This is a genomic window from Pseudomonas sp. JUb42, from assembly GCF_024807945.1.
In the GTDB taxonomy this organism is placed as follows: Bacteria; Pseudomonadota; Gammaproteobacteria; order Pseudomonadales; family Pseudomonadaceae; genus Aquipseudomonas.
The window spans coordinates 320,666-344,798 of the sequence record NZ_JANUFD010000005.1 but is presented as its reverse complement, the minus strand read 5'-3'; the positions used below and the strand labels follow the sequence as shown (position 1 = coordinate 344,798).

The 24,133-nt window shown below is 60.4% G+C and carries 19 protein-coding genes; 7 read left to right on the top strand and 12 right to left on the bottom strand.

Annotated features, from left to right (window positions below; genetic code table 11):
* Nucleotides 1-184: 184 nt before the first annotated feature.
* The gene (locus M2401_RS12675) at nt 185-1,540 is read left to right on the top strand and encodes an MFS transporter (RefSeq protein ID WP_409033918.1); all 1,356 of its coding nucleotides are present in this window, start codon (nt 185-187) and stop codon (nt 1,538-1,540) included.
* A 142-nt stretch (nt 1,541-1,682) separates the two neighbouring features.
* Here the strand turns inward: M2401_RS12675 and glgX are convergent, their stop codons facing one another.
* From glgX to glgA, 6 genes are all read right to left on the bottom strand, one after another.
* Nucleotides 1,683-3,875, bottom strand: a complete 2,193-nt coding sequence (gene glgX, locus M2401_RS12670) for a glycogen debranching protein GlgX (protein ID WP_259103161.1) — start codon at nt 3,873-3,875, stop codon at nt 1,683-1,685.
* Nucleotides 3,876-4,027: 152 nt separating this feature from the next.
* Nucleotides 4,028-4,459 carry a DUF2934 domain-containing protein gene (locus M2401_RS12665; protein WP_259103160.1) on the bottom strand — a complete coding sequence of 144 codons (432 nt, stop codon included), beginning with the start codon at nt 4,457-4,459 and terminating at the stop codon, nt 4,028-4,030.
* Between the two features lie 17 nt (nt 4,460-4,476).
* The gene (locus M2401_RS12660) at nt 4,477-7,257 is read right to left on the bottom strand and encodes a malto-oligosyltrehalose synthase (RefSeq protein WP_259103157.1); all 2,781 of its coding nucleotides are present in this window, start codon (nt 7,255-7,257) and stop codon (nt 4,477-4,479) included.
* Entirely contained in the window at nt 7,254-9,332 is a 2,079-nt protein-coding gene (gene malQ / locus M2401_RS12655; RefSeq protein ID WP_259103155.1) for a 4-alpha-glucanotransferase, read from the bottom strand. Before malQ ends, M2401_RS12660 begins: the two co-directional genes overlap by 4 nt.
* A complete protein-coding gene (treZ, locus tag M2401_RS12650) occupies nt 9,322-11,136 on the bottom strand; it encodes a malto-oligosyltrehalose trehalohydrolase (protein WP_259103154.1) in 1,815 nt (604 codons plus the stop codon). Before treZ ends, malQ begins: the two co-directional genes overlap by 11 nt.
* A 16-nt stretch (nt 11,137-11,152) precedes the next feature.
* Nucleotides 11,153-12,739, bottom strand: coding sequence for a glycogen synthase GlgA (gene glgA / locus M2401_RS12645; protein ID WP_259103153.1), 1,587 nt, complete (start codon nt 12,737-12,739; stop codon nt 11,153-11,155).
* A 615-nt stretch (nt 12,740-13,354) separates the two neighbouring features.
* Between glgA and M2401_RS12640 the strand changes: the two genes are divergently transcribed.
* Nucleotides 13,355-13,846 carry an N-acetyltransferase gene (locus tag M2401_RS12640; RefSeq protein WP_259103151.1) on the top strand — a complete coding sequence of 164 codons (492 nt, stop codon included), beginning with the start codon at nt 13,355-13,357 and terminating at the stop codon, nt 13,844-13,846.
* Nucleotides 13,847-13,962: 116 nt separating this feature from the next.
* Here the strand turns inward: M2401_RS12640 and M2401_RS12635 are convergent, their stop codons facing one another.
* Both M2401_RS12635 and M2401_RS12630 read right to left on the bottom strand, forming a co-directional pair.
* Nucleotides 13,963-15,708, bottom strand: a complete 1,746-nt coding sequence (locus M2401_RS12635) for a phosphoethanolamine transferase CptA (protein ID WP_259103149.1) — start codon at nt 15,706-15,708, stop codon at nt 13,963-13,965.
* Between the two features lie 250 nt (nt 15,709-15,958).
* Nucleotides 15,959-16,129, bottom strand: coding sequence for a DUF6026 family protein (locus M2401_RS12630; RefSeq protein WP_259103147.1), 171 nt, complete (start codon nt 16,127-16,129; stop codon nt 15,959-15,961).
* 306 nt (nt 16,130-16,435) lie between these two features.
* Here M2401_RS12630 and gnd point away from each other — a divergent pair, with 306 nt between their 5' ends.
* Genes gnd through M2401_RS12610 form a run of 4 tightly spaced genes read left to right on the top strand, consistent with a single transcriptional unit; the run spans nt 16,436 to nt 21,603 of the window.
* Complete coding sequence (gene gnd, locus M2401_RS12625) at nt 16,436-17,410, top strand: phosphogluconate dehydrogenase (NAD(+)-dependent, decarboxylating) (protein ID WP_259103146.1); 975 nt, start codon at nt 16,436-16,438, stop codon at nt 17,408-17,410.
* Nucleotides 17,411-17,413: 3 nt separating this feature from the next.
* On the top strand, nt 17,414-18,946 hold the full coding sequence (gene zwf, locus M2401_RS12620) for a glucose-6-phosphate dehydrogenase (protein ID WP_259103145.1): 1,533 nt from the start codon (nt 17,414-17,416) through the stop codon (nt 18,944-18,946).
* The gene (locus M2401_RS12615) at nt 18,943-19,761 is read left to right on the top strand and encodes an HAD family hydrolase (RefSeq protein ID WP_259103143.1); all 819 of its coding nucleotides are present in this window, start codon (nt 18,943-18,945) and stop codon (nt 19,759-19,761) included. The genes zwf and M2401_RS12615 overlap by 4 nt, the downstream gene beginning before the upstream one ends.
* A 39-nt stretch (nt 19,762-19,800) precedes the next feature.
* A complete protein-coding gene (locus M2401_RS12610; protein ID WP_259103138.1) occupies nt 19,801-21,603 on the top strand; it encodes a glycoside hydrolase family 15 protein in 1,803 nt (600 codons plus the stop codon).
* Nucleotides 21,604-21,817: 214 nt separating this feature from the next.
* Here the strand turns inward: M2401_RS12610 and alkB are convergent, their stop codons facing one another.
* The 3 genes from alkB to M2401_RS12595 form a co-directional block, all read right to left on the bottom strand.
* The gene (gene alkB, locus M2401_RS12605) at nt 21,818-22,495 is read right to left on the bottom strand and encodes a DNA oxidative demethylase AlkB (RefSeq protein WP_259103136.1); all 678 of its coding nucleotides are present in this window, start codon (nt 22,493-22,495) and stop codon (nt 21,818-21,820) included.
* A gap of 119 nt (nt 22,496-22,614) precedes the next feature.
* Nucleotides 22,615-22,794 carry a hypothetical protein gene (locus M2401_RS12600; protein WP_259103135.1) on the bottom strand — a complete coding sequence of 60 codons (180 nt, stop codon included), beginning with the start codon at nt 22,792-22,794 and terminating at the stop codon, nt 22,615-22,617.
* Nucleotides 22,795-22,804: 10 nt separating this feature from the next.
* On the bottom strand, nt 22,805-23,110 hold the full coding sequence (locus M2401_RS12595) for a DUF1883 domain-containing protein (protein ID WP_259103133.1): 306 nt from the start codon (nt 23,108-23,110) through the stop codon (nt 22,805-22,807).
* 225 nt (nt 23,111-23,335) lie between these two features.
* Between M2401_RS12595 and M2401_RS12590 the strand changes: the two genes are divergently transcribed.
* Nucleotides 23,336-23,686 carry a cytochrome P450 gene (locus M2401_RS12590; RefSeq protein ID WP_259103131.1) on the top strand — a complete coding sequence of 117 codons (351 nt, stop codon included), beginning with the start codon at nt 23,336-23,338 and terminating at the stop codon, nt 23,684-23,686.
* 12 nt (nt 23,687-23,698) lie between these two features.
* Here the strand turns inward: M2401_RS12590 and M2401_RS12585 are convergent, their stop codons facing one another.
* Nucleotides 23,699-23,980, bottom strand: a complete 282-nt coding sequence (locus M2401_RS12585; RefSeq protein ID WP_259103129.1) for a hypothetical protein — start codon at nt 23,978-23,980, stop codon at nt 23,699-23,701.
* Nucleotides 23,981-24,133: the final 153 nt, after the last annotated feature.

The window sequence follows — 24,133 nt, the reverse complement described above, 5'->3', positions numbered from 1 at the left end:
ATATTTTTGGGGACGACTTGTGGGAACGAATTCATTCGCGAAAGCGGTGTTTCAGACGATAGGTATGCGTCGAATGTACTGGCTTCGTCGCAAATGAATTCGCTCCCACAGAATTTGCTCCCATCCAGGCAAAGTCGCACCCGTTAAGCCCCAATCATAAGAAAGATAAGAAGAGGACTTTCATGTGGATCATTCCAACGTTGCAGATTCCCCGGCCGCCGCCGTTGCCGCAACAGCCGCACGTAGCAAGGTGCGCTATTACATCCTGGCCATGCTGTTCATCGTCACGGCGATCAATGTCGGTGACCGGGCCACGCTGTCCATCACCGGCACTGCACTGACTCAGGTCCTGGGAATCAATTCCATCACCCTGGGTTATATCTTCTCCGCGTTTGCCTGGGCCTATGTGCTGGGCCAGTTACCTGGCGGCTGGCTGCTCGACAAGTTCGGCTCGGCGCGGGTCTACGGCGTCTCGTTGTTTCTCTGGTCCACCATTACCGTGGCCCAGGGCATGATCGGCTTTTTCTCGGTGTCGGTTGCCGTCGCCATGCTGTTTGTCCTGCGCTTTTTGCTGGGGCTGATCGAGGCGCCGGTGTACCCGGCCAATAACCGTATCGTTGCCGCTTGGTTCCCGTTGCAGGAGCGTGGTCTGGCGACGGTGATCTACAACTCGTCGATGTACCTGTCGGTGGTCATGCTGGCGCCGTTGATGGGCTTTATCGCCCACACCTACGGTTGGGAGCATGTGTATTGGTTCATGGGCGGGCTGGGTATTGTGGTGAGCCTGATCTGGTTCAAGCTGGTCAAGGGCCCGACTGAGCATCCATTGGTCAATGCCGCGGAGCTGGAACACATCCGCAGTGGCGGGGCCGACGTCGATATGGATAAACCCAAGGCCAAGGATGCGTTTCGGCCGAAGTTCTCCGACCTGAAAGTACTGCTCAAGAGCCCGATGATGTGGTCGATTTATCTGGGCAAATACTGCGATACCTCGTTGCAGTATTTCTTCCTGACCTGGTTCCCGATCTATCTGGTCAAGGGCCGTGGCCTGAACATCATGGAAGCCGGGGCCATTGCGGCGATTCCCGGTATCTGCGGGCTGTTGGGGGCGTTGTGCGGCGGGACCATCTGTGACGTGCTGCTACGGCGCGGGGTGTCCCTGACCGTGGCGCGCAAGATCCCCCTGGTGTGCGGCATGAGCATGGGCGCGACCCTGGTGTTGTGCAACTTCACTGATTCGGTGTGGGTGGTGACGCTGCTGATGTCCATGGCCATTTTCGGCAAGGGCGTGGTGGCGGTGGACTGGACCCTGGTCTCGGACACGGCGCCGAAACAGATCACCGGCATGGCGGGTGGGCTGTTCAATATGTTCGGCAATATTTCCGGGATCTTCACGCCGATCATCATCGGCTACATCGTTCAGGCGACAGGCTCCTTTGAAGGGGCGCTGTATGTGGTGGCGGGGCATGCGCTGCTCGGGGCGCTGGCGTTCCTGAGCATGGGCCGACTGCATCGGTTGGAGTTGGCGCGGGCCAACTGACCGCTTTAGCCGGGAAGACATTATGGCCGACGATAGAAATGTATCGATCATGCCTACGACTTCCCGGCTAAAGCCGGTCCCACAGAAAGCGCCCTGATTCAGACAATCAGGGCGCATCCAACAAAGTGCCGCTCGTGATTTATCAGGCGTTCTTGTGCTGCAACTCAAACAGCAGCAGCGAGCGCGCCGTTACCGTGTAGTGGCTATCGAACTCGAAGCTCTCCTGGCCGTGGATATCCGGGCGGTTGGTGTCGAGCAGGCACTTCCAGTCCTTGCCTTCTGGCACCGGCGGCAGGGTGAAGTTGACGCCGTCGTGATGGGAGTTGACCACCAGTAGCAGGGTCGCATCGCCACCTGGGCGACGGATACCGGTTTCCTGGGCGCGGCCGTCCATCAGCATGCCCATGCAACGGGCATTGCGGTCTTCCCACTGCTCGATGCCCATTTCCTTGCCATCCGGCGCCAGCCAGGTGACGTCCTTGACCCCGATGGCCTCGTTGTAGTCGCCTACCAGAAAGCGGTTACGGCGCAGGATCGGGTAGGTCTGGCGCAGCTTGGTCGCGCGCTTGACGAAGTCCAGCAAAGACTTGCCGTCCTCATCCAGATCCCAGTTGACCCAACCGATTTCGCTGTCCTGGCAATAGGCGTTGTTATTGCCGTGCTGGGTGCGGGCAAATTCGTCACCGGCGACCATCATTGGCGTGCCCTGGGCGAACAGCAACGTGGCGAAGAAGTTGCGCATCTGGCGCAGGCGCAGCTCGTTGATCTCCTTGTTGTCGGTAGGCCCTTCGACACCATGGTTCCACGACAGGTTGTTATTGCTGCCGTCCTGGTTGTTCTCGTCGTTGTCTTCGTTGTGTTTATCGTTGTAGGACACCAGGTCATGCAGGGTAAAGCCGTCGTGAGCGGTGACGAAGTTCACCGAGACATAAGGCCGGCGCCCGCGATGGTTGAACAGGTTGCCCGAAGCGGTCATGCGTGCGGCAAAGTCGGCCAACTGGCCTTCGTCGCCTTTCCAGAAGGCCCGTACGGTGTCGCGGAACTTGTCGTTCCACTCGGCCCAGCCCGGTGCGAAACGCCCCACCTGATAGCCGCCCGGGCCGCAGTCCCAAGGTTCGGCAATCAGTTTGACCTGGCGCAGCACCGGGTCCTGACGGCAGGCGACGAGGAAACTGTGGCGCTCGTCAAAGCCGTCGCGGTAGCGGCCGAGGATGGTTGCCAGGTCGAAGCGGAAGCCGTCCACGTGCATCTCCGTGGCCCAGTAGCGCAGCGAGTCGGTGACCAGTTGCAGCACGCACGGATGGCTCAGGTCCAGGGTGTTGCCGGTGCCGGAATCGTTGATGTAGTAGCGCTTGTCATCGGCATTGAGGCGGTAGTACGAGGAGTTGTCGATGCCGCGCATAGACAGGGTCGGGCCCAGTTCGTTGCCTTCGGCGGTGTGGTTGTAGACCACATCGAGAATCACCTCGAGCCCGGCATGGTGCATGTGCGCAACCATTTCCTTGAACTCGGCGATCTTGCCATGGGCCAGGTAGCGCGGGTCCGGGGCGAAGAAGGCGATGCTGTTGTAGCCCCAATAGTTGGTCATGCCTTTTTGCAGCAGGTGCTGGTCATTGACGAAGGCATGGATTGGTAGCAGCTCCACCGAAGACACGCCCAGCTTGCGAATATGCTGAATCACATCCTCGACCATCAGCCCGGAAAAGGTGCCCTTGAGCTCGTCTGGAACGGACGGGTGACGCATAGTGTAACCGCGTACATGGGTCTCGTAGAGCACGGTACGGTCCCAGGGCACGCTGACCCGCTGGTCGCGGCCCCAAGTGTAGGCCGGGTCGATGACCTTGCTTTTGGGTACGAACGGCGCGCTGTCGCGCTCATCGAAACTGAGGTCGCCATCGGGGTGGCCGATGGTGTAGCCGAACAGCGCTTCGGACCATTTCAGGCTGCCGACCAGTTGCTTGGCGTAGGGGTCAATCAGCAGTTTGTTGTGGTTGAAGCGATGACCGTTCTTCGGGTCATACGGGCCGTAGACCCGATAGCCGTAGATCAGACCCGGGTGGGCGTCCGGCAGGTAACCGTGGAAGATTTCATCGGTGTATTCCGGCAGCTCGATACGTTCCAGCTCGACTTCACCGGTGGAATCGAACAGGCACAGTTCGACCTTGGTGGCGTTGGCGGAGAACAGCGCGAAGTTGACGCCCAGACCGTCCCAATTGGCGCCCAGAGGGAAGGGCAGGCCTTCGCGGATGCGCGACGTTGTAGCGGTCGGCTCAGCGGTGCTGGAACTGCTTTTGTGGGTGTCCTTTTTTGCGGTGCTGGCGTTTCGAGTACTCATAATCGTTCCTGACGTCAAAAGCTTTTCCGAGGGCGGCCGAAGCCGATATCGAAGCGCGGGCGCTTCAACAAAATCTGGGTCAAAGTGGATTCAGCCCGGCAAGCATGGAGGATGCTCGCCGGGCTATTGAACAGCGGTTACCCCGCTGTGAGTCATGGCGCGGGTGGTTTGGCTGCAGGTTTCTTGGCAGGTGCCGGTTTTTTTGCGGCAGGTGCCGGTTTCGCGGCGGCCGGCGCTGCCGGTTTTGCCGCAGGGGCGGCCGGTTTGGCTGGCGCCGGAGCAGGTTTTGCCGCAGCAGGCGCTGGTTTGGCCGCCGCAGGCGCCGCTTTCGGCTTGGCCGGGGCAGGCTTGGGTGCCGCTTTGGCCGGGGCTTTGGCAGCTGTCTTGGGCTCGGTCACTCCGTCGACCTTGGGCAGTTTTGGCTTGGCGGCCTTGCGTGTGGTGGACTTGTCCGGCGCCAGGGCTTCGGCTTCTGCAAGCTTGCGCGCCATTTCCCAGTGGCGTGCATCCTGGCCGTGAGGCTCGCCCTCGGATTTCCAGATTTGATACGCGAATTCGCGGATTCTTTTTTCGTCGGCACTCATCTCGACACTCCCAGGTATTACAAAGATTGAATTAGCAAATTGGCAGAAAAGTTCTTGAACGCTGCGCTGAGCAACAGCGCCTTGTCAGTTGTGACTACGGTCTCAGAGAAAAGTCCCTTCCAACTTTGATTCGAATCAGCGAACGGCAAGATGACTCGTGTGTCGCCCCAACTGTCGGCAGTAATCAATGGAGTTTGGGCAGTGCCCAATAGTTCATGGATCAAGCGTGGCACTACAACAATGGCCCGCTCACCCTCGTGGATTCGAGCGAATGCCATGACTTGCCCGGCTTGGCTGCCTGTCACTTGCAGGGCCTGATACCCCCCATGACGGAACAACGCCGGATGTTCGGCCCGAAGCGTGAGCACTCGGGCAATCAGTTGTTGTTTGATGCGACCGTCTTGCCAATGATTCAGCAGTTCAGCCACGTCGCTGGTTTCGCTCAAGGCTGCCTGGCGCCGGGCATAGTCCACTGGCCGCCGGTTGTCCGGGTCGACCAGGCTGAAGTCCCAGAACTCGCAGCCCTGATACAGATCCGGTACACCGGGTACTGTCATACGAAGCAAGGTTTGCGCCAAGCTGTTCAAGGCTCCGGTCGCGGCGATACGGTTGGCCGTGGCGCCGATGGACTGACGCAGGGCCAAGCCTTCGGGTTCCAGCAGCAGGCCATTGAGAAAGCCACGGCAAGCACTTTCATAGGCTTCGTTGGGTGCACTCCAGCTGCTTTGTAGCTTGGCTTCGCGCAAGGCCTTTTCCTGCCAACGTGTCAACCTCTCAGCATAGGCCTTGTAGTCTGCTTCGCTAGTCAGATCCAGCGGCCAACTGCCAAGCAAGGCCTGATACAGCATCAGCTCATCCCCTGGGCTGATACTTGCGCCGTCGCCACGCAAAGGCGTCGCCAGTTGCCGCCAGCGCTCGACCTGTTCGCCATACCAATCAGCACATTCGCTCAGTACCGCCAGACGCGTGCGGCTGTCTTCGCCACGCTTGTGGTCGTGGGTCGCCGTGGCCAGCAGGTTGTCGGGGAAGTATTCATGACGGGCGATGCAGGCCTGATGAAACGCCTCGGGCTCGGCACTGAAGTGCTGCGGGTGGAAGCCGACGTCATTGCGCGACAGCAGCACCGCCGAGCGATAGAACGAGGTGTCTTCTACCGATTTGGCGGCTACCGGCGACGTCAGTTGCTGAAAGCGCACGCAAGCATGGCGATACAGCTTGCGCAGACGGCCCACCGGCAAATCACGCCAGGCGATGCCACCGAGCCAGCGTTGCAGGTAGTCGAGCACCGGCCAGTCGGCTTCGCTGAGGGTATTGCGCGCGCCGTCCATGGCCTGTTGGAAAAACAGGTCATCGAGAGTCGAGCGGCCACAGGCGCTGATATAGGTGCGGTAGATCGGGAAGTTGACGATCAGGGCCAGCAGGGCGCGGCGGATGGCGCCGAGAGTCAGGTCGCGGCTCATCAGGTCGCTGCGCGCTACTTGCAGCAGGGCCTGGGCGACACTTTCGAAATCCCCGGCCAGGGTGGCATGCAGCACCAGGTCACGGGCGACCAGCACTTCCTGATCGAAGTCGGCAGTGCGCTCGCTGATGCGGCTCCACAGGCTGGCCAGGGCAGGCTGGCCCTTTGGGGCGTGTTGCAGCAGCGAGACCTGGTTCATGAACTCGTAGCCAGTGGTGCCATCCACACCCCAGTCCCGGCGCAGCTCTTCATCGGCGCCGAGGATTTTCTCGACGAAGATCGGCAGGTGTTGCAGTTGCGTAGCGGCAGGGCGTTGACTCAACAGGGCGTTGACCCGACGACGCAGCTTGCGGCAGTAGCCCCGTGGGTCGGCGAGGCCGTCGATATGGTCGATGCGCAAACCATCGACCAGACCTTCGCTGATCAGCTGAAATATCTTGCCATGGGTGGCTTCGAAGACATTGGCCCGCTCGACCCGCAAACCGCCCAGCTCGTTGATATCGAAGAAACGCCGCCAGTTGATGTCATCACCCGCGGTGCGCCAACTGGCCAGGCGATAGTGCTGGGCTTCGAGCAACGCGTGCAGGCGCTGGAAGCCGGCTTCGTTGCGCGAGTCGTAATGTTCGAGGATCGCCTCGATGGCCTTGGCCACTGCCGGATCCCTGGCCAGTGCTGCCAGTTCGGTCTTGGCCTGGCGCGCCCGTTCGTAGGCCTGGGGGTACTGGTCCAGCGCAGTAAAGCGCTGGCCGATCTCCTGCAGGCGCGGCTCGTCGCTGCCTTGCAGCAGGTCGCCATAGGTAATCGGGTTGATGGGGAAATGGTGCTGATAGTGCTCGATATGAAAGGTGCCCTGGGCGGCATCGAAGCGCAGGGGAATTTCGCCGGCCTGGAGCACGGTGCCGTAATCGGTGCTGAGGAACGGCAGCAGCAGTTGGCCCTTGAGCAACGGGTCGGGGGAGTGCCACTGGATATCGAAAAAGTCCTTGTACGGGCTGCTGCGGCCCCATTCCAGCAGGTCCAGCCACCAGGGATTGTCCGAGCCGCCCACCGCCATATGGTTGGAGACGATATCGAGGATCAGGCCCATGCCTTGTTCGCGCAGAGCAGCGACGAGGCGGCGTAGGGCGTCTTCGCCACCCAGTTCCGGGTTGATCAGCCGTGGGTCGACCACGTCGTAACCGTGCATGGACCCGGCCCGGGCCTGCAACAGAGGTGAGGCGTAGATATGGCTGATGCCGAGTCTGGCGAAGTACGGCACCAGAGGGATGGCGTCATCCAGGGTGAAGTCTTTATGGAATTGCAGGCGCTGGGTAGCGCGCAGGGGCGCAATGACACTCATCGATCACGATCCCCCGCTTGCAGACGGGACTGGGAAAGTATTTCCAGGCGACGCGCGGCGTCTTCGTTGTCCAGCAGACGCGCACAGTCCCCCGCCAGTCGACGTCGCCAGTTGGGGTGGGTGTCGATGGTGCCGGGCAGGTTGGCTTGCTCCAGCACGCCCATGGCGTCTTCTATGGGCAACAACACCAATGGCGCGCGGGTATGACCCAGGTAGCGGATACTGGCGTCGATGATCTGGGCGTCGTCGGCGTTCGCGGCGTCGAAATCATGATTGTTCTGCGCCAGTGCCCGGCGCAGGCCCTTGATTTCGTGCTCGCGACCTTCGCGCCAGTGCTTCTCGCTCAGGGCGTCGACGTGCCCAAGGCGGCTGTTCCACTCGATATCCAGCTCGCTGAGCCAACCGGCCAGGGTCGGCAGATCATGGGTGCTGGTGGTGGCCAATGCGTCGGCGGACCAGTCGAGGATAGGCTTGAAGTGGGCGTTGTGCTGTTCGAACAACAACACGCGCATGCCCAGGATGGCGCGAGCCGAAAGCTTGTCGTGCAGACCTTCGGGGACTGTGCCGAGGTCTTCGCCGAGCACGATCGCCTTGTGCCGCCAGGACTCCAGGCTAAGCAGGCGCAGCATATCGTCCAGCGGGTAATTCAGGTAGGCACCTTCGCTGGGCGGCGAACCGAGGGGCACCACCCACAGGCGTTGCAGACCCATGACATGGTCGATGCGCAGGCCGCCGGCATGGGCGAAATTGGCCCGCAGCATTTCGATAAAGGCGCGGAAGCCGTTGCGCTGCAAACCCTCGGGAGAAAACGCGGAGATGCCCCAGCTTTGCCCGCTGCGATTGAGAATGTCTGGCGGCGCGCCCACGGTCAGGGCCGAGAGCAATTCATCCTGACGGCTCCAGGCCTGACTGCCGGCGCCATCGGCGCCCACCGCGAGGTCTGCGATTAACCCGACGCTCATACCGGCGCTGCGCGCTGCATGCTGTACGCGCTCAAGCCCGCGGGCGATCAGCCATTGGGCGAAGGCATGGAAGCGGATCTGCACACTATTTTCGTTGGCGAATTCGGCAATGGCTTCGCTGCGTGGATCCTTGAACGGGACGGGCCATTCGTGCCAATTGTCGCTGATGCCAAGGCTGGCACTGGCATCGCGCAGGGCTTCAAAACGGCAGTGGTTTTCCAGCGCCTCGCCGCCGCTGTGGCGGAAGCTGTTGAAGTCTTCGTGCAGCGGATGTTCACCGCCGCTGAAGTCTTCGAACAGCGCGCGCAGCAACAGCCATTTGGTGTGTGCGGCAACGGGCCAGTCGACCAGAGGCAGTTCGCTCAGGCGCTTGAGTTCATCGGCCAGGCCGGTGCGTTCGATGGCGGCACGCAGGGCGCGTTCGCCAAGGATGATGCCGGGGGAGCAATACAGGCTGTTGAGAAACAGGCGGCTGGACGGTGAGTAAGGGCTGAAACGCTGGGTATCGCTGGCGAACATGGCATGCAGCGGGCTGATGGCCACGGCATCGGCGCCGCGCTCACCGGCAGCGCGCACCAGGGTTTCGAGGGCCTGGGTATCGCCGAAGCCGCCATCGTCTTCGCGACGCAACGAGTACAGCTGCACCGTCAGGCCCCATGCCCTGGGTACGCGCTGATCGGTGGCCATGGCCAGGCTATAGCAAGTGGCCGGGGCGACGGCGATGGTCAGGTGTTGCCCGGCAATCGCCAACTGTTGATAGCCTACGGCGGCCAGGGCAGGCAACTCGGCCTGGGCGGTCAGTTGCGCTTCCAGTGTGGAGCCGTCTTCCTGATGCAGGACGAAGGGGGTGTGTGGCGTGAACCAGGCGGACAGGTCCAGCGCACTGCCATGGTCGACAGTCAGCAGCGGCGGGGCGCCGCGACTCAAGCGCGCGGCCTGCAGCTGTTGCAGGCTTTGGTCGATGGCGGCGTCGTCATGGGCGGGGTGGCCGAGGCTTTCGAGAACCTTGCATAGCACCGGGTCGCTGACGGTCTGAGGCCGACCGTTGGCATCAATCCAATTGACCGCCAGACCGGCCTCATGGGCCAGGGTCTGCAATTGCTCATTGTTCATCCTGTTCCTCCAGAACATCACTTGCTATCAGGCTGACAATGGCCGTGTAGGCATTGAGGGTGCCGCGGCGGGAAAGTTCGACTGAATCGGGGGCCGACTGGAACAGCACGTTGGCCTCGGCCAGTTTTGCCGCGTCAACGCCATGGGCGCTGAGGTTCAGGTCGATGCGCAGGATCTGTCCGTCACCCATGCGCCAGCGGGCGCACAGTGCGCCATCGCCGAGGATATCGGCCCCCAGAGCCTGAGCCCCCGGCAGGCGCGGGATGATATGACGGTGGCGCAGGTCCAGCAGATGCTGGTACAGCGTCTGCCAGCTGCGATGGTCCTGACCCTTGTCGGTTTCCAGATACAGGGCATCCAGGGCCGGGCGCGAGTGTTCGAAGGTCTGCAGGGCGTTGGGGTCGGGGATCCGCTCGCGCTGCTGTTCATCGGCAAAGGCGGCGAACTCGGCGAACTCGGCCCGACGTCCTTCGCGTACCGCATCGGCGAGTTCGTCGTGGTGATCGGTGAAAAACAGAAACGGCTCGCTGGCCGCCCATTCTTCACCCATGAATAACAGCGGGATCATTGGCGACAGCAGGAGCAGGGCGGTGGCGGCACGCAGCGCCGGACCCTGGCACAGCTGGGAAAGCCGTTCGCCAAAGGCGCGATTGCCGACCTGATCATGGTTTTGCAGGAAAATAATGAAAGCGCTGGGCGGCAGATGGCCGCTTGGCTCGCCTCGCGTATGACCGTGACGGGTTGGCTCGCCCTGATAGACGAAACCCTGGCTGAGCAGGCGTGCCAGCTTCTGCGTAGGCTCCTTGGCGAAGTCGGTGTAGTAGGCGTCGGTTTCCCCGGTCAGCAACACATGCAGGGTGTTGTGGGCATCGTCGTTCCACTGGGCATCGAAGCCGCGTTCGAGCAGGCTGGCCTGATTCAGTTCGTTTTCCAGCATCAGCCAGACATGCCTTGGCGCATCGATTTGTCGCCTGACGCGCTGGGCGAATTCCTGCAGGAAAGTCGGATCGTCGATGGCGTGCACGGCATCCAGGCGCAGGCCGTCGAAGCGGTATTCGAGCAGCCACATCAGGGCGTTATCGATGTAGTAGTCGCGCACTTCGCGGCGGCGGAAGTCGATGGCGTCGCCCCATGGCGTCTTGATATCGCTGCGGAAAAAGCCCTTGGCGTAGCTGCCCAGGTAATTGCCGTCGGGGCCGAAGTGGTTGTAGACCACATCAAGAATGACCATCAGGCCAAGGCCGTGGGCGGTATCGATCAGGTGCTTGAGTTGTTCCGGCGTGCCGTATGACGACTGCGGTGCGTAGGGCAGGACCCCGTCGTAACCCCAGTTGCGCTCGCCAGGGAACTGCGCCAGGGGCATCAGCTCGATGGCCGTCACCCCCAGCTCGACCAGGCGGGCCAGGTGCAGCTCGACCCCGGTATAGCCGCCGAGGCTGCCCACATGCAGCTCGTAGATGACCGCTTCATGCCAGGGGCGACCCTGCCAGGCACTGTGCTGCCAGTGATAGGCCAGCGGGTCGACGACAATGCTTTGCGAGTGCGCATCGTCGACTTGTGCGCGGGAGGCCGGGTCGGGCACTTCCAGTTCACCATCGATGTTGTAGCGGTAGCGGCTGCCGGCCTTGCATTGCGTCTCAAGGACAAACCAGCCGTCGTTCTGCGGCAACATGGCCAAAGAGCGGCCGTCTTCTATTTCAACACTGACGTAATAGGCATCCGGTGCCCAGAGGGCGAACCGCACATGCTCGGGATCCAGCAACACGGCGCCGTGGCGCCAGCTCTCGTCCGTACGCAGAGGCATCCATTGTCCCCTTATTTCAGTAATGTAGTGTCACACCTGCGTTTTTCTTCAACAGATCCTGATACAGCTCGGCATAGGGTTCGACCGCTTGATGCCAGTTGAAGGGTGCAGCCATTGCCCGGCAGCGCATGGCGTTGAGCAGGGCAGGGTTGGCGAAGACCTTGAACGCGCGGCTCAGGGCTTCGGTGTAGCTTTCCACGCTGGATTCATTGAACAGGAAGCCCGTGACGCCATCCTCGATGGTGTCGGCCAGCCCGCCGGTATTGCGTGCCACCGGCAGTGAACCGAAGCGCTGGGCATACATTTGGCTCAGGCCGCAAGGTTCGTAGCGCGATGGCATCAGCAGGAAATCGCTGCCGGCAAACATGCGCCGGGCATCGGTTTCATTGAAGCCGACACGCACGCCAATCTGGCCGGGATAACGCGCTGCCAGTTCACGCATGGCGTCTTCTTCTTCCGGTTCGCCGCGACCGATCACGGCAATCTGGCCGCCCTGGCTGACGATGTACTCGGCGACACCGATGGTCAGGTCCAGGCCTTTTTGGTAGACCAGACGCGACACCACGGCAAACAGCGGGCCGCTGGACGGTTCCAGCTCGAACAGCTCGCGCACATGGTCGGCGTTTATTTCCTTGCGCTGCCATTCATTGGGCGCAAAACGGCAGATCAGGTGTTCGTCGGTGGCCGCATCCCAGCTCGAATCGATGCCATTGGGAATACCGCTGAGCAGGCCTTTCTGCGCCTTGCTCTGCAGGAAGCCTTCCAGGCCGCAACCGAAGTCAGGCGTAGCGATTTCCTTGGCGTAGGTCGCACTGACCGTAGTGATGTGGCTGGCATAGGCCATGCCGGCCTTGATAAAGGACAGCTTGCCGTAGAACTCCATGCCTTCACTGCTCAGGGCTTCGTCGGGAATCCCCAGCTCGCGGCTCGAATGAGTGCTGACGGTGCCCTGGTATGCCAGGTTATGGATGGTGAAGATGCTCGGCGTGGTCTGGCCGCGCCAGCGCATGTAGGCGGGCGCCAGGCCAGCCGGCCAGTCATGGGCGTGAACCAGTTCAGGACACCATTGGGTCTTGACGGCGCCGGCGGCGAAGTCAGCGGCGGCCAGGCCCAGGCGGGCAAAGCGAATATGGTTGTCGGCCCAGTCACGGCCGTGGTTGTCGCCGTAGGGCGTACCTTCGCGTTCGTACAGTTCCGGGCAGATCAATACATAGATGACCAGGCCGTCCTTCATGTCCATGCGGCCGATCTTGCACGGCGGCAGTGCGGCATAACCACCCAGTTCACTGATCACATGGATCGGGTTGCCACTATTGAGGACTTGCGGGTAGCCGGGGATCAGCACACGGACGTCGTGCAGGTGACGCATGGCTCGCGGCAGAGCAGCAGATACATCGCCCAGGCCCCCGGTTTTCACCAGGTCAGCCAACTCGGAGGTCACGAACAGGATTTTGCGCCTGTTGATCTGCGAAATCGTTGGCTGTGAAGTAGGCAGTTGCAGCAGTGGAACGCTTGTCGTTGCGAAGACCGGCAGATGAGTCAGCTCGCTGGCCGGCTGATTAAAACTCTCTCCCTGTTGGGTTTTGACAGCGGCGCTTATCATCGATTTCTCCCATTTGATTCAGTGTCGGTGCAGCACATTGAGTTCTTATGTGGCCACTTCCTGTGGCCGGGCACAAAAGCCCTACGCAAGATCAATACCCATTTAATGTATGTGTGATGACAGTGCAGGGGTAAAAGGCGCCAATACCAAGGCCCAGCCATTAGCATAGGCGCTCTAACTAGCTGACCGGGGGCGTATTCAGAAGTTTCGACTTTTTTTCTCGGAAATGTCTGGCATACGGATTGGCGGCTGGTCTGTAGGGCTCAAGCCGCAGAATGCCCAGGCCTGCAATCACGCCTTTGCGCCTTTTTGGGGCGTCGAAACAGAGCCGAAACGGCTGGATGACCGGTCGTCGGATTGTTTGACAATGCGCCCAGGCAGAGCGCAAAAGCGCTATATCGCTGCCCGATTTCAGCCACTGAATCTGCTTGATTGCCTTTTGCGCTGCTTCGCGGTGCAGGCGAAGCACGATCATTGCGCAGTTAGAGACATTTCCTACGATCTGCTCGGAACATTTTGGCGCGCGGCACGATAGAATCGACGTCCGCAGGGCTGGCTCGGCAAGTACGATCCAGTCAGGGCCATCTGTATTGAATGTTGAGAATGAGGTTGTAAATGGAAGCCCCAGAGGTGCTGGTATTACAGGCGAGCTACAGCAACCCGGTGCATGCCGATGCCATTGGTTTTGTGCTCAATCACTACGCAGAGGATGTCATGGGCGGGGGCAAGTCACTGCCTGCCGATACGCTGCAGCAACTGGCCGGTGAATTGGCCAAGCGGCCCCATGCTTTCAGCGTACTGGCATTCGTGGCGGGTCAGCCGGTCGGTCTGATCAATTGCTTCGAGGGCTTCTCCACGTTCGCCTGTCGTCCGCTGGTCAATATCCATGACGTGGCGGTGATCGCGCAGTGGCGGGGCAAGGGCATCAGCCAGAAGATGCTGGCCAAGGTCGAGGAAATCGCCCGTCAGCGCGGTTGCTGCAAGCTGACCCTGGAAGTATTGCAAGGCAACGTGGCGGCCCAGGGTGCATATCGCAAGATGGGGTTTGGCGGTTATGCGCTGGACCCGGAGATGGGCGAGGCGATGTTCTGGCAGAAGGCGCTCTGAGGCGCGAGCGAAAGTTATGTTGTGAACGCTGACCTGTAGGCGCTGCCGAAGGCTGCGAACGAGGTCTGAACCCCATTCGCAGCCTTCGGCAGCGCCTACAGGCCGTTTCGGCCGCGCTATTTCTTCGCGACTTCAGGCGTAGGCACGACAGGCGCTGGCTGGGTCGACTGAATCTGGGTGAAGTCCCGCAGATTCTTCGTATACGGATCGCCGATCATGCGTGGGCGTTCCTTGAAGTCCAGGCTGACCAGGCTGCGGGTCGGGTCCAGTTCGTCGAAGCTCAGGCCGACCAGTTGCGCCCAGGTGTGGATCAGCTGGGAACTGGTGTACGGGCGGCTCTTGATGCTGCTGAAGTCCCAGTTATGGGTCTGCTGCCACTTCGGCGAGGCATAGACCATGAACGGCACGGTGTACATCGGCACGGTCGGCGCAGCTTCGTTACGGCCCAGGACCTTGTGGCCCGGCGAGTCATAGACATCTTCGCCGTGGTCGGAGAGGTACAGCAGGAAGCCGTTCGGGTCGGCCTTGGCGTATTCCTTGATCAGGCTGGACACCACGAAGTCGTTGTACAGCACGGCGTTGTCGTAGCTGTTATACAGCTCCAGCTGGCTGTCGCTGATGCCGTCAGGCACACCCTTGCGGTCGGTAAACTGCTCGAAAGTCGGCGGATAGCGGTACTGGTAGCTCATGTGGGTGCCGAGCAGGTGGACCACGATGAGTTTGCGCGGGGCTGGATCGTTCAGGGCCTTGGCAAACGGCTCGATGGCGTCACCGTCGTACTGGCGGGCGTTCTGATTGCGGTTGTTGTTCAGATAGGTCTGTTCATCCGCTTGTTCCGAGAACGTCGTCAACATGGTGTTGCGCTTGGTCATGGTCTGCTGGTTGGTGATCCAGAACGTCTTGTAGCCCGCCTGTTTCATCACGCCGACAATGGACGGTGTCTTCAGGTACAGGTCCGGGTTCTCTTCGTCAGCAAAGGTCAGGACCTGTTGCAGCGCCTCGATGGTGTAGGGGCGCGGGGTGATCACGTTAGTGAAGACCTGCAGCTGGTCCTTGAGCTGGTCCAGGTTGGGGGTAGTCTGCCGTGGATAGCCATATAGATGCATGCGTTGGCGGTTGGTGGATTCGCCAATGACCAGAACCAGTGTTTTGGGCGCGTCGGGCTGTTCTTGCTTGAGGTTTTTCAGCGGCGCGACCTTGCTGCTGCTCGACAGCATGTCCTGCATGTTGTCCAGTTGCTGGGTGTAGCGGTGGTAGGCCACAAGCATCTGCCACGGCACGGCTGGCTCGATACGCGTCTCAAAGGCTTCGATGCCGCCGGCGACGTCGTCATGGCGAGCCAGTTGCTTGGCCAGGGGGTAGCCGATAATCGCCACCAGCAGGGTCGCCGCGACGACCATTGCGCGGCCCCTGGGCATGTACACAGGGCGCAGGCGAGTCCACAGGAACACCGAGAACAGGGTGTGGGCAATGAACGCCAGGACGATCCACCAGGCGAAATACTGGGTCATGTATTCGCCCGCTTCAGAAATGTTCGACTCGAACATGATGAAGATGACGCTTTGCGAGAATTCCTGCTGATAGATGAAGAAGTAGCCCAGGCTGGCCATGGAGCACGCCCACAGCACGACACCGATGACTGCTGCCATGGCACGGGTCTTGTTCGGGAACAGCAACATCGGCGCCAGCCAGATGCCGCTCATCACGAAGGCCTGGCGAAAGCCCGAGAAGCCGGAGGTGCCGGTGGAGACAATCAGCAGTTGGGTGATACCGGAGAAGTACCAGAAGAATACGAACAGCCAGGCCACGCCGGCCCAGTCAAAACCTTTCGAGGTCGTAGCGCCCCGTTTCACTGTAGACATCAAGCACTCCAGCCTATTTCAGTCGCTTGCGCACGCCATCCTCACGGACGAGGTGACAAAGAGGCCGCAGTATCGCGATCGGGTTGTGAAAAAAGTGTCACAGAGGTGAAGTCGCTGCGGCCAAGTGCTGTCGGGAGCGTTACAATAGATGTCTGGTCGGACAACAAAAGACGTTGGCGTTCGAAAGGGTGTTACGTGGGGCAAGCCGCCGATTGGGCTTGCCGCGGGGAGGGCGCGAAGAGAAGAAGGATCAGGCGTTCAGGGCTGCAGTGTTGCTCAGCTGTGCCTGTTGCAGCATCAGTGTCAGATGCGCGACCTTGTTCTGCAGTTGTTCGCGTTCTTCCTTGAGCTTGCGCAGCTCGTCGCGACGGACTGTGACATACAGGGTTTGTGGTGCGATTGCTGGTAGTACTGTGCCCATTGCTCACCTCGCAAATGGCGGGATTCAACCTGAAAGACCTGGCGCCCTGACAAATCGTCGTTGCGTGTCTCTCTATCGGCGCTGATTCTGATTTCTTTTGGGCTGGAATGGAACTTTTTTATTTTTAATTGTCACGAACCGTTCCTGATCGCGAAAATACGCATTATCAGGCACGCTTCTGTCTAGCATTCCCTTTTCAGGGAACCGATACCCAATCTCTCCGGACTAACCCTTCACGCATCGGAATCGAGCGTGCCGGGCTATAAAGAGAGGCACTTCTTTTCATGAATCAAGGAGCACCTCTACATGCAACTCGGGATTATTGGACTGGGCCGCATGGGCGGCAATATTGCACGGCGTTTGATGCTCGATGGCCATACGACTGTGGTCTATGACCGCGACGAAGCCTCGCGCAAGACCCTGGCCGGTGAAGGCTCTACCGCCGTGAACGACCTGCCAGGCATGGTCGCCGCCCTGGAAAAGCCCCGTGCCATCTGGGTCATGCTGCCCGCCGGTGCGCCTACCGAGGACACGATCGAGACCCTCGGCCAATTGCTCGAAGCTGGCGATGTGATCATCGACGGCGGCAACACCTTCTATAAGGACGACGTACGTCGGGCCAAGACCCTCGAACAGAAGGGCCTGCACTATGTCGACGTCGGTACTTCCGGCGGCGTCTGGGGGCTGGAACGCGGTTTTTGCATGATGATCGGTGGCAATGCCTCGGTGGTCGAGCGCCTTGACCCGCTGTTCGCCACCCTGGCTCCGGGTATCGGCGACGTGCCGCGCACCAAGGACCGCAACTCCACGGATGATCGTGCCGAGCGCGGTTATATCCATGCCGGTCCCGCCGGATCGGGTCACTTCGTCAAGATGATCCACAACGGCATCGAATACGGAATGATGCAGGCGTTTGCCGAAGGCTTCGACATTCTCAAGCAGAAAAACTCGGAAAACCTGCCGCCGGAACAGCGTTTCGACCTGAACATGGCCGACATCGCCGAAGTCTGGCGTCGTGGCAGCGTGGTTTCGTCCTGGCTGCTGGACCTGACCGCCGACGCCCTGGCAACCGATCCGAAACTGGATGCCTATTCCGGCGCCGTGGCTGACAGCGGCGAAGGTCGCTGGACCATCGAAGCCGCCATGGAACAGGCTGTACCGGTTCCGGTGCTGTCCAGCGCACTGTTTGCCCGTTTCCGCTCGCGTCAACAAAGTACGTATGGCGACAAATTGTTGTCCGCCATGCGCTTCGGTTTTGGTGGTCATAAAGAAGGGAAATAAACGATGGGGCTGTCGCGTACGCACGAATCCCGCAAGAAGACACCTGAAGTAGCTCCACCGACGACCTTGTTTCTGTTCGGTGCCCATGGCGATCTGGTCAAGCGACTGTTGATGCCGGCACTGTACAACCTGACCCGAGATGGTCTGGTGGACAAGGGGCTGCACATCGTCGGCGTCGATCACAATGCGATCAGCGACGCCGATTTTGCCAAGAAACTGGAGGATTTCATCCGCCAGGAGGCGGCAAAGAAAGGCAGTGAAGGCGCCGAAGTCCTGGATCCGAAGATCTGGGCCGATCTGGCCGGACGCATTAGCTACATACAGGGTGATTTTCTTGACGATTCGACGTACAGCGACATCACCGCCCGAATCAAGAGTAACGGCACCGACAATGCGGTGTTCTACCTGGCTACGGCGGCGCGCTTCTTCAGTGAAGTCGCCACCCGCCTGGGTAAAAGCGGCTTGCTGGAAGAGGGCGATGAGTACTTCCGGCGAGTCGTCATCGAAAAACCCTTCGGTTCCGACCTGGCCAGCGCTCAGGCGTTGAATGCCTGCCTGCTCAAGGTCATGAACGAAAAGCAGATCTATCGGATCGATCATTATCTGGGCAAGGAAACGGTGCAGAATATTCTGGTCAGCCGTTTCTCCAACGGCCTGTTCGAATCCTTCTGGAACAACCATTACATCGACCACGTACAGATTACGGCGGCGGAAACCGTCGGCGTCGAAACCCGTGGCAGCTTTTACGAAACCACCGGCGCCCTGCGTGACATGGTGCCCAATCACTTATTCCAGCTTCTGGCCATGGTCGCCATGGAGCCTCCCGCGGCGTTCGGCGCTGATGCCGTACGCGGGGAAAAAGCCAAGGTCGTCGGCGCGATTCGGCCCTGGAGCGAAAAAGAGGCCCTGGCCAACTCGGTGCGCGGTCAATACGCTGCCGGCGGTAAGGGTGACAAGGCCGTGCCGGGCTATCGCGAGGAGGATCGCGTCGATCCCGCCAGCAATACCGAGACCTTTGCGGCTATCAAGGTGATGATCGATAACTGGCGCTGGGTCGGCGTGCCGTTCTACCTGCGTACCGGCAAGCGCATGAGCGTGCGCGATACCGAGATCGCTATCTGTTTCAAGCACGCGCCCTACGCGCAGTTCCGCGATACCGATATCGAGCGGCTCAAGCCCAACTACCTGCGCATCCAGATCCAGCCCAATGAAGGCATGTCTTTTGACCTGCAGGCCAAGCGCCCGGGGCCGACCCTGGAATTGCAGAACATCGAGTTGGGCTTTGCCTATAAGGACTTCTTTGAAATGCAGCCTTCGACCGGCTATGAAACGCTGATCTATGACTGCATGACCGGCGATCAGACGCTGTTTCAGCGCGCCGACAATATCGAAAACGGCTGGCGCGCCGTGCAACCGTTCCTCGATGCCTGGGCCGCGCATCCCAAGGTCGAGCTGTACAAGGCCGGTGAGGATGGCCCCGAAGCAGCCGATGAGTTGCTTTCCCGCGACGGCCGCGAATGGCACAGCATCGGATGAGCGATTCGACGCAACCCCTCATCCGTTTCCTGCTCTCCGATATCGATGGCACGCTGTTGCGCCCTGATCACAGCCTGAGCCAGGCCAATATCGACGCCATTGCCCGTTTGCGCGCAGCAGGCATTCATTTCACCCTGGCCAGCAGCCGCCCGCCGAGGGCCATGCGTCAGCAGATCGAGGCCCTGGGCATCGATTTGCCCACGGTGGCCTTCAATGGCGGCAACCTGATCAATCCCGACGGCAGCCTGTTGCTGGCCCATCGCATCGATCCGGCGGCCGCTCGTACCACGCTCGAGTTGTTTGCCCGGCATCCAGTCTCCGCCTGGCTGTTTGCCGATGATCAATGGTATCTGCTCGATCCCGACGGCGATTATGTCGCCCATGAGCAGCACACCCTGGGTTACGGCCCGGTGCTGGTAGAGAGCTTCGCGCCTTATCTGGACCGGGCTGACAAGATTGTCGCCGCCAGCAAGGACTTTGAATTGCTCAAGCGCCTTGAGGGCGAGCTCAACCCGCTGATAGAAGGCACGGCACACGCTGCGCGCTCTCAGGATTACTATCTGGATGTCACCGCCCTGGACGCCAACAAGGGCTCGGCGCTGGCCTCACTGGCCGAGTTGCTGGGCGTACCGCTGGCGCAGAGTGCGGCCATCGGCGATGGCGGCAACGACGTTGCCATGTTCCGCCGCGCCGGTCTGTCCATTGCCATGGGCCAGGCCGAGGAGGCCGTACGCAGCCAGGCTGACCATGTCACCGGCAGCAATCTGCAGGACGGCGTAGCCATGGCAATCGAGCAATACATCCTGCCGCATTGAGTGGCATTGCGCTGCATGACCTCGGGTGGACAAGGTTTTATGGCTGCACTGATTGAAGACTATGCCCTGTTGGGCAATTGCAAGACCGCTGCCCTGGTGGCGCGGGATGGTTCGCTGGACTGGTTGTGTTTCCCGCGTTTCGATTCGCCGGCCTGTTTTGCTGCCTTGCTCGGCGAAACCGATAATGGTCGCTGGAAGATTGCCCCCAGTCAGGAGGTTCGGCATGTCCAGCGGCGCTATCTGGACGGCACCCTGATCCTGCAGACGCAATTCGAGACTGACACCGGCCGTGCCCGCCTGATCGAGTTCATGCCCATGGGTGCCGGCAACCATGTAGTGCGCATCGTCGAGGGTCTGGAAGGCGAGGTGAAGTTCGCCATGGACCTGACTATCCGCTTCGATTACGGCAGCTCCGTGCCCTGGGTGGAAAAGCACGATCCCCACACCCTCACGGCGGTGGCCGGGCCGGAGATGCTGGTGCTGCGTACGCCATCGGCACTCGAGGCCATGGACCATCATACGACCAGCCATTTTCGCGTCGAAAGCGGCCAGCGGCGGGTCTTTACCCTCAGCCATCAGCCCTCCAACGAGCCGATTGCCGAGGCATTGGACGGTGAAGGCGCACTTAAGGAGGCCGAAGCCTTTTGGCTGGAGTTCTCTAATCGCTGCCCCGATGTCGGGCCATGGACCGAACAGGTCAAGCGCTCGCTGATCACCCTCAAGGCCATGACATACCTGCCCACCGGCGGGATTGTTGCGGCGGTGACCACATCCCTGCCCGAGCAGATTGGCGGTGAGCGCAACTGGGATTACCGGTTTTGCTGGCTGCGGGATGCGACCATGACCCTGCTGGCCTTCATGAACCTCGGTTATTTTGAGGAAGCCAATGCCTGGCGCGCCTGGTTGATGCGCTCGGTGGCGGGTAATCCGGAGCAGATCCAGATCATGTATGGCCTGGGCGGCGAGCGGCGCCTGCCCGAGCTGGAACTGTCCTGGCTCAAGGGCTATGAAGGCTCAGGCCCAGTGCGGATCGGCAATGGCGCGGCGACCCAGATGCAACTGGATGTATACGGCGAAGTTGCCGATGCGATGATTCAGGCGGTCAAGGGCGGCCTGCCACGACCGCCGCGCAGTGTGGCGATTTCCAAGGTGATCATGCCGTTTCTCGAAGAGGTGTGGCACAAGCCGGATCAGGGTATCTGGGAGATCCGCTCCGAGCCCCGGCATTTTACCCATTCCAAAGTCATGGCCTGGGTCGCGTTTGACCGCAATGCCAGCCTGATCGAGCAGTCTGCCAAGACCGCAGAAGAGCGTGAGCTGGCCCGGCATTACCGTGGCGTGGCCGACCAGATTCACGCCGATGTCTGCGAGCACGGCTTCGATGCGCAAATGGGCAGCTTCGTGCAGACCTACGGCGGCAAGGAGCTGGACGCCAGCCTGTTGCAAATCGCCCTGACCGGCTTCCTGCCTGCCAACGATCCGCGGGTGATTGGCACTGTGGCGCATATAGAACGCAAGCTGATGCAGAACGGCCTGTTGCTGCGCTATGACAGTGAGCGCAGTGACGACGGCGTCTCGGGTCATGAGGGCACCTTCCTGGTCTGTTCGTTCTGGCTGGCCGATGTCTACGTGTTGCTGGGGCGCGAGGCCGAGGCGCGGCAGCTGTTCGACCGGCTGTGCGGGCTGTGCAACGATGTCGGCCTGCTGTCCGAGCAGTACGACTCGCGCAGCCAGCGCATGCTGGGCAACTTCCCGCAGGCGTTCAGCCATATCGGCATTATCAATACCGCGTTGAACCTGCATCGGGTCGAGTGCCCGGCCAAGAGTCGGAGTGAGGCCTAGCTAAAAAGACAGGAGTTGTCGGGCGAATTCTGTGGAAGCGAATTGTGGGAGCGAATTTATTCGCGAAAGCGGTGTTCCAGGCGATGAAGATGCATCGTATGTACCGGCCTCTTCGCGAATGAATTCGCTCCCACAAGATTTGCCCCTTGCCCCGGTTAGCGTTAGCGGCGGGACGGCTCCCACAATTACCTCCTGCCTGAAATGTGCGTTCGCCCTACAACGCCTTGCGCAAAGTCAGGTTAATCCGCTGCTCCCCCAGTAGCGGATGACTGGCTTGCCTGATCGGCTGCACACCATGAAAGCGCAGGCGGTCAACGCCGCCCCAGACCACCACATCACCATGAAACAGCGACAGTCGTTGCGGCCTGTCGCTGCGCTCGAAGCCGCCGAATTCGAAGATCGCGGCAATCCCCAGGGAAATGGAAACCACCGGCCAGCGGTGATCGGTTTCATCCTTATCCTGATGCAGGGACATCTTCGCCCCCGGCACATAGCGGTTGATCAGGCAGGCGTCGGGGACGAAACCGGGAAAGCCGCCCACTTCAGCGGCAGCTTGGGCCAGGGTCACGAGTTCTTCGGGAATCTGCGGCCAGGGCGAACCGGTGTGCGGATCCTGGGGGCTGTAGCGATAGCCTTGGCGTGACGAGGTCCAGCCGACACTGCCGCAACAGGTCATTGCTGCCGACATGGTAAAGCCGCCGGGCGTGACCAGATGCCGGAATGGTGCTTGCCGCACGACCGTACGCAAGGCGGGCAGCAGGCTTTCGCTCAGGGGCAGGGCGAAGCCGCGCAGAATGACGGATTGCGGGCCGATCCGTTCGGTGCCGGTGAGTTGGGGTTGATCGTCGGCGAACAGGTCGAGGGTGGCGGGAGTTTCGGTTTCGTGTCGCATGAGATGATCGGCTGGGGATCCGCTGCGGCTTGAACGAGTAGGACCGGCTTTTTCCGGGAGGGCGCTCTCGCGGCTAAAGCCGCTCCTACAGATTCAGGTGATTGTGCTCAGGCCATCGCTTACAACGCCTTACTGACCTTGACGTCGGTGATGTGGTCGTCGCTGGCGCCATGCATTTTTTCCAGGGCGGCCCTGGCTTTGTCGACCGAGTTTGATTGCAGCTGGGCAAACTCGAAGCGGCGTTCACCGTTCAGCTTATAGCTGACCGCGTATTTGGTCGTTGGGGTAGGCTGACTCATGGAAACTCCTTCAGCTCAGGCGCGACGTCGAGCGACGCACGATCTTGATCGAGTGGGTGAAGGCGGTTTTGCGTCCACCGTTGCTGTCGGTCTTGCGCCCCGTGGTATCCAGGGTGATGTTCCAGAAGCCGGTGCTGGGCACGGTAATCTTGGCCGGGAATTTGTCGAATGCGCCGCCGTGGTAAGTGTGACGACCGCCATTCTTGAAGCTGCGGAAGTTGGCATCGTTCATCAGACGGATATTGCAGAGCTGGGAGCACTCGATGACGACCAGATCGTCTTCGTTGAGGTGCTCGCGCTGGTGGACGAATTTCATGGGGGCTCCGGAGACGCGCTTTTGGCGCGCTTTTGCAAAAAACCGAAACGATAGCACGCAGCGTCCCGGTATTTATGGTCGATTGCAGTTTTCTTGCAGACTTTCTCGCTAAATGTGTCTGGATCGGGATCTAATCGCGCCCCTGCTTGTCGTACGGCCTGCCGCAATTTTTCCCGCGGCCGCCGAAACCGCAGCAGGCGTATTATTTTTATCTGGAGGGATTGTATGAAACTGGCCGTTGTAATCCTGGCCTTGGCGATGACCGGTTGCGCCACTGTCGAGGACATCGAGCACACACCAGCGACCATGAGCGTGATGTCGGGCAAAAGCCCGCGTGAGTATGCAGACTGCTTCCTGGGCAAGATCGCCGATAGCCGCAAGCCGCCTTTGGTCGAGGCGCATCACGAGGGCTTGCAGATCATCGTGGCGCAGAAGTTCAGCGCTGACCCTGCGGCTATCCTCAATATTGAAAACCGTTCCAGCGGCAGCTCGATCAAAGTTTATGAGCGCCTGTCCAATGTGCCGCTGCGACCCAAGGATGTGCAGCGGGCCGCAACCGCGTGTATTTCCGGCTGATGACTGAAGGCGTTACTTGCAGACTACGGTAACGCTGCGGCCTTTGTAGTTGCCTACGTCCACGCCCAGGGTCTTGTCGCTTTCCTTGGGTTGCGGGGTGCCGTCGGTGCCAACGATTTCATAGCCGGTACCCGCGCAAGAATCACTGGCTTTTTGATAGCAACTGGCCCAGGACATGGCTTCGCCGGAGCAGTCGATGCTCAGGCCCTGACGGCCGTTTTTCAACGTGGTGTTGGAGGCGGTCGCGCAGCCGACCAGGCCCAATATCGCTGCAATGCATAACAATCTGATCATGATTTTTTTCGCGTGTGTGGAGGGGTGAAGAACGCCTGTGCAACTGAAAGACTTCGACTGTGGCGGTATGCCATCGTTCCGGCATTTTCTGCACATTTCTCATCGAATCAAACTGAATTGAGCGGCGGCGCGGCATGATAAGGCTGTTGTCAT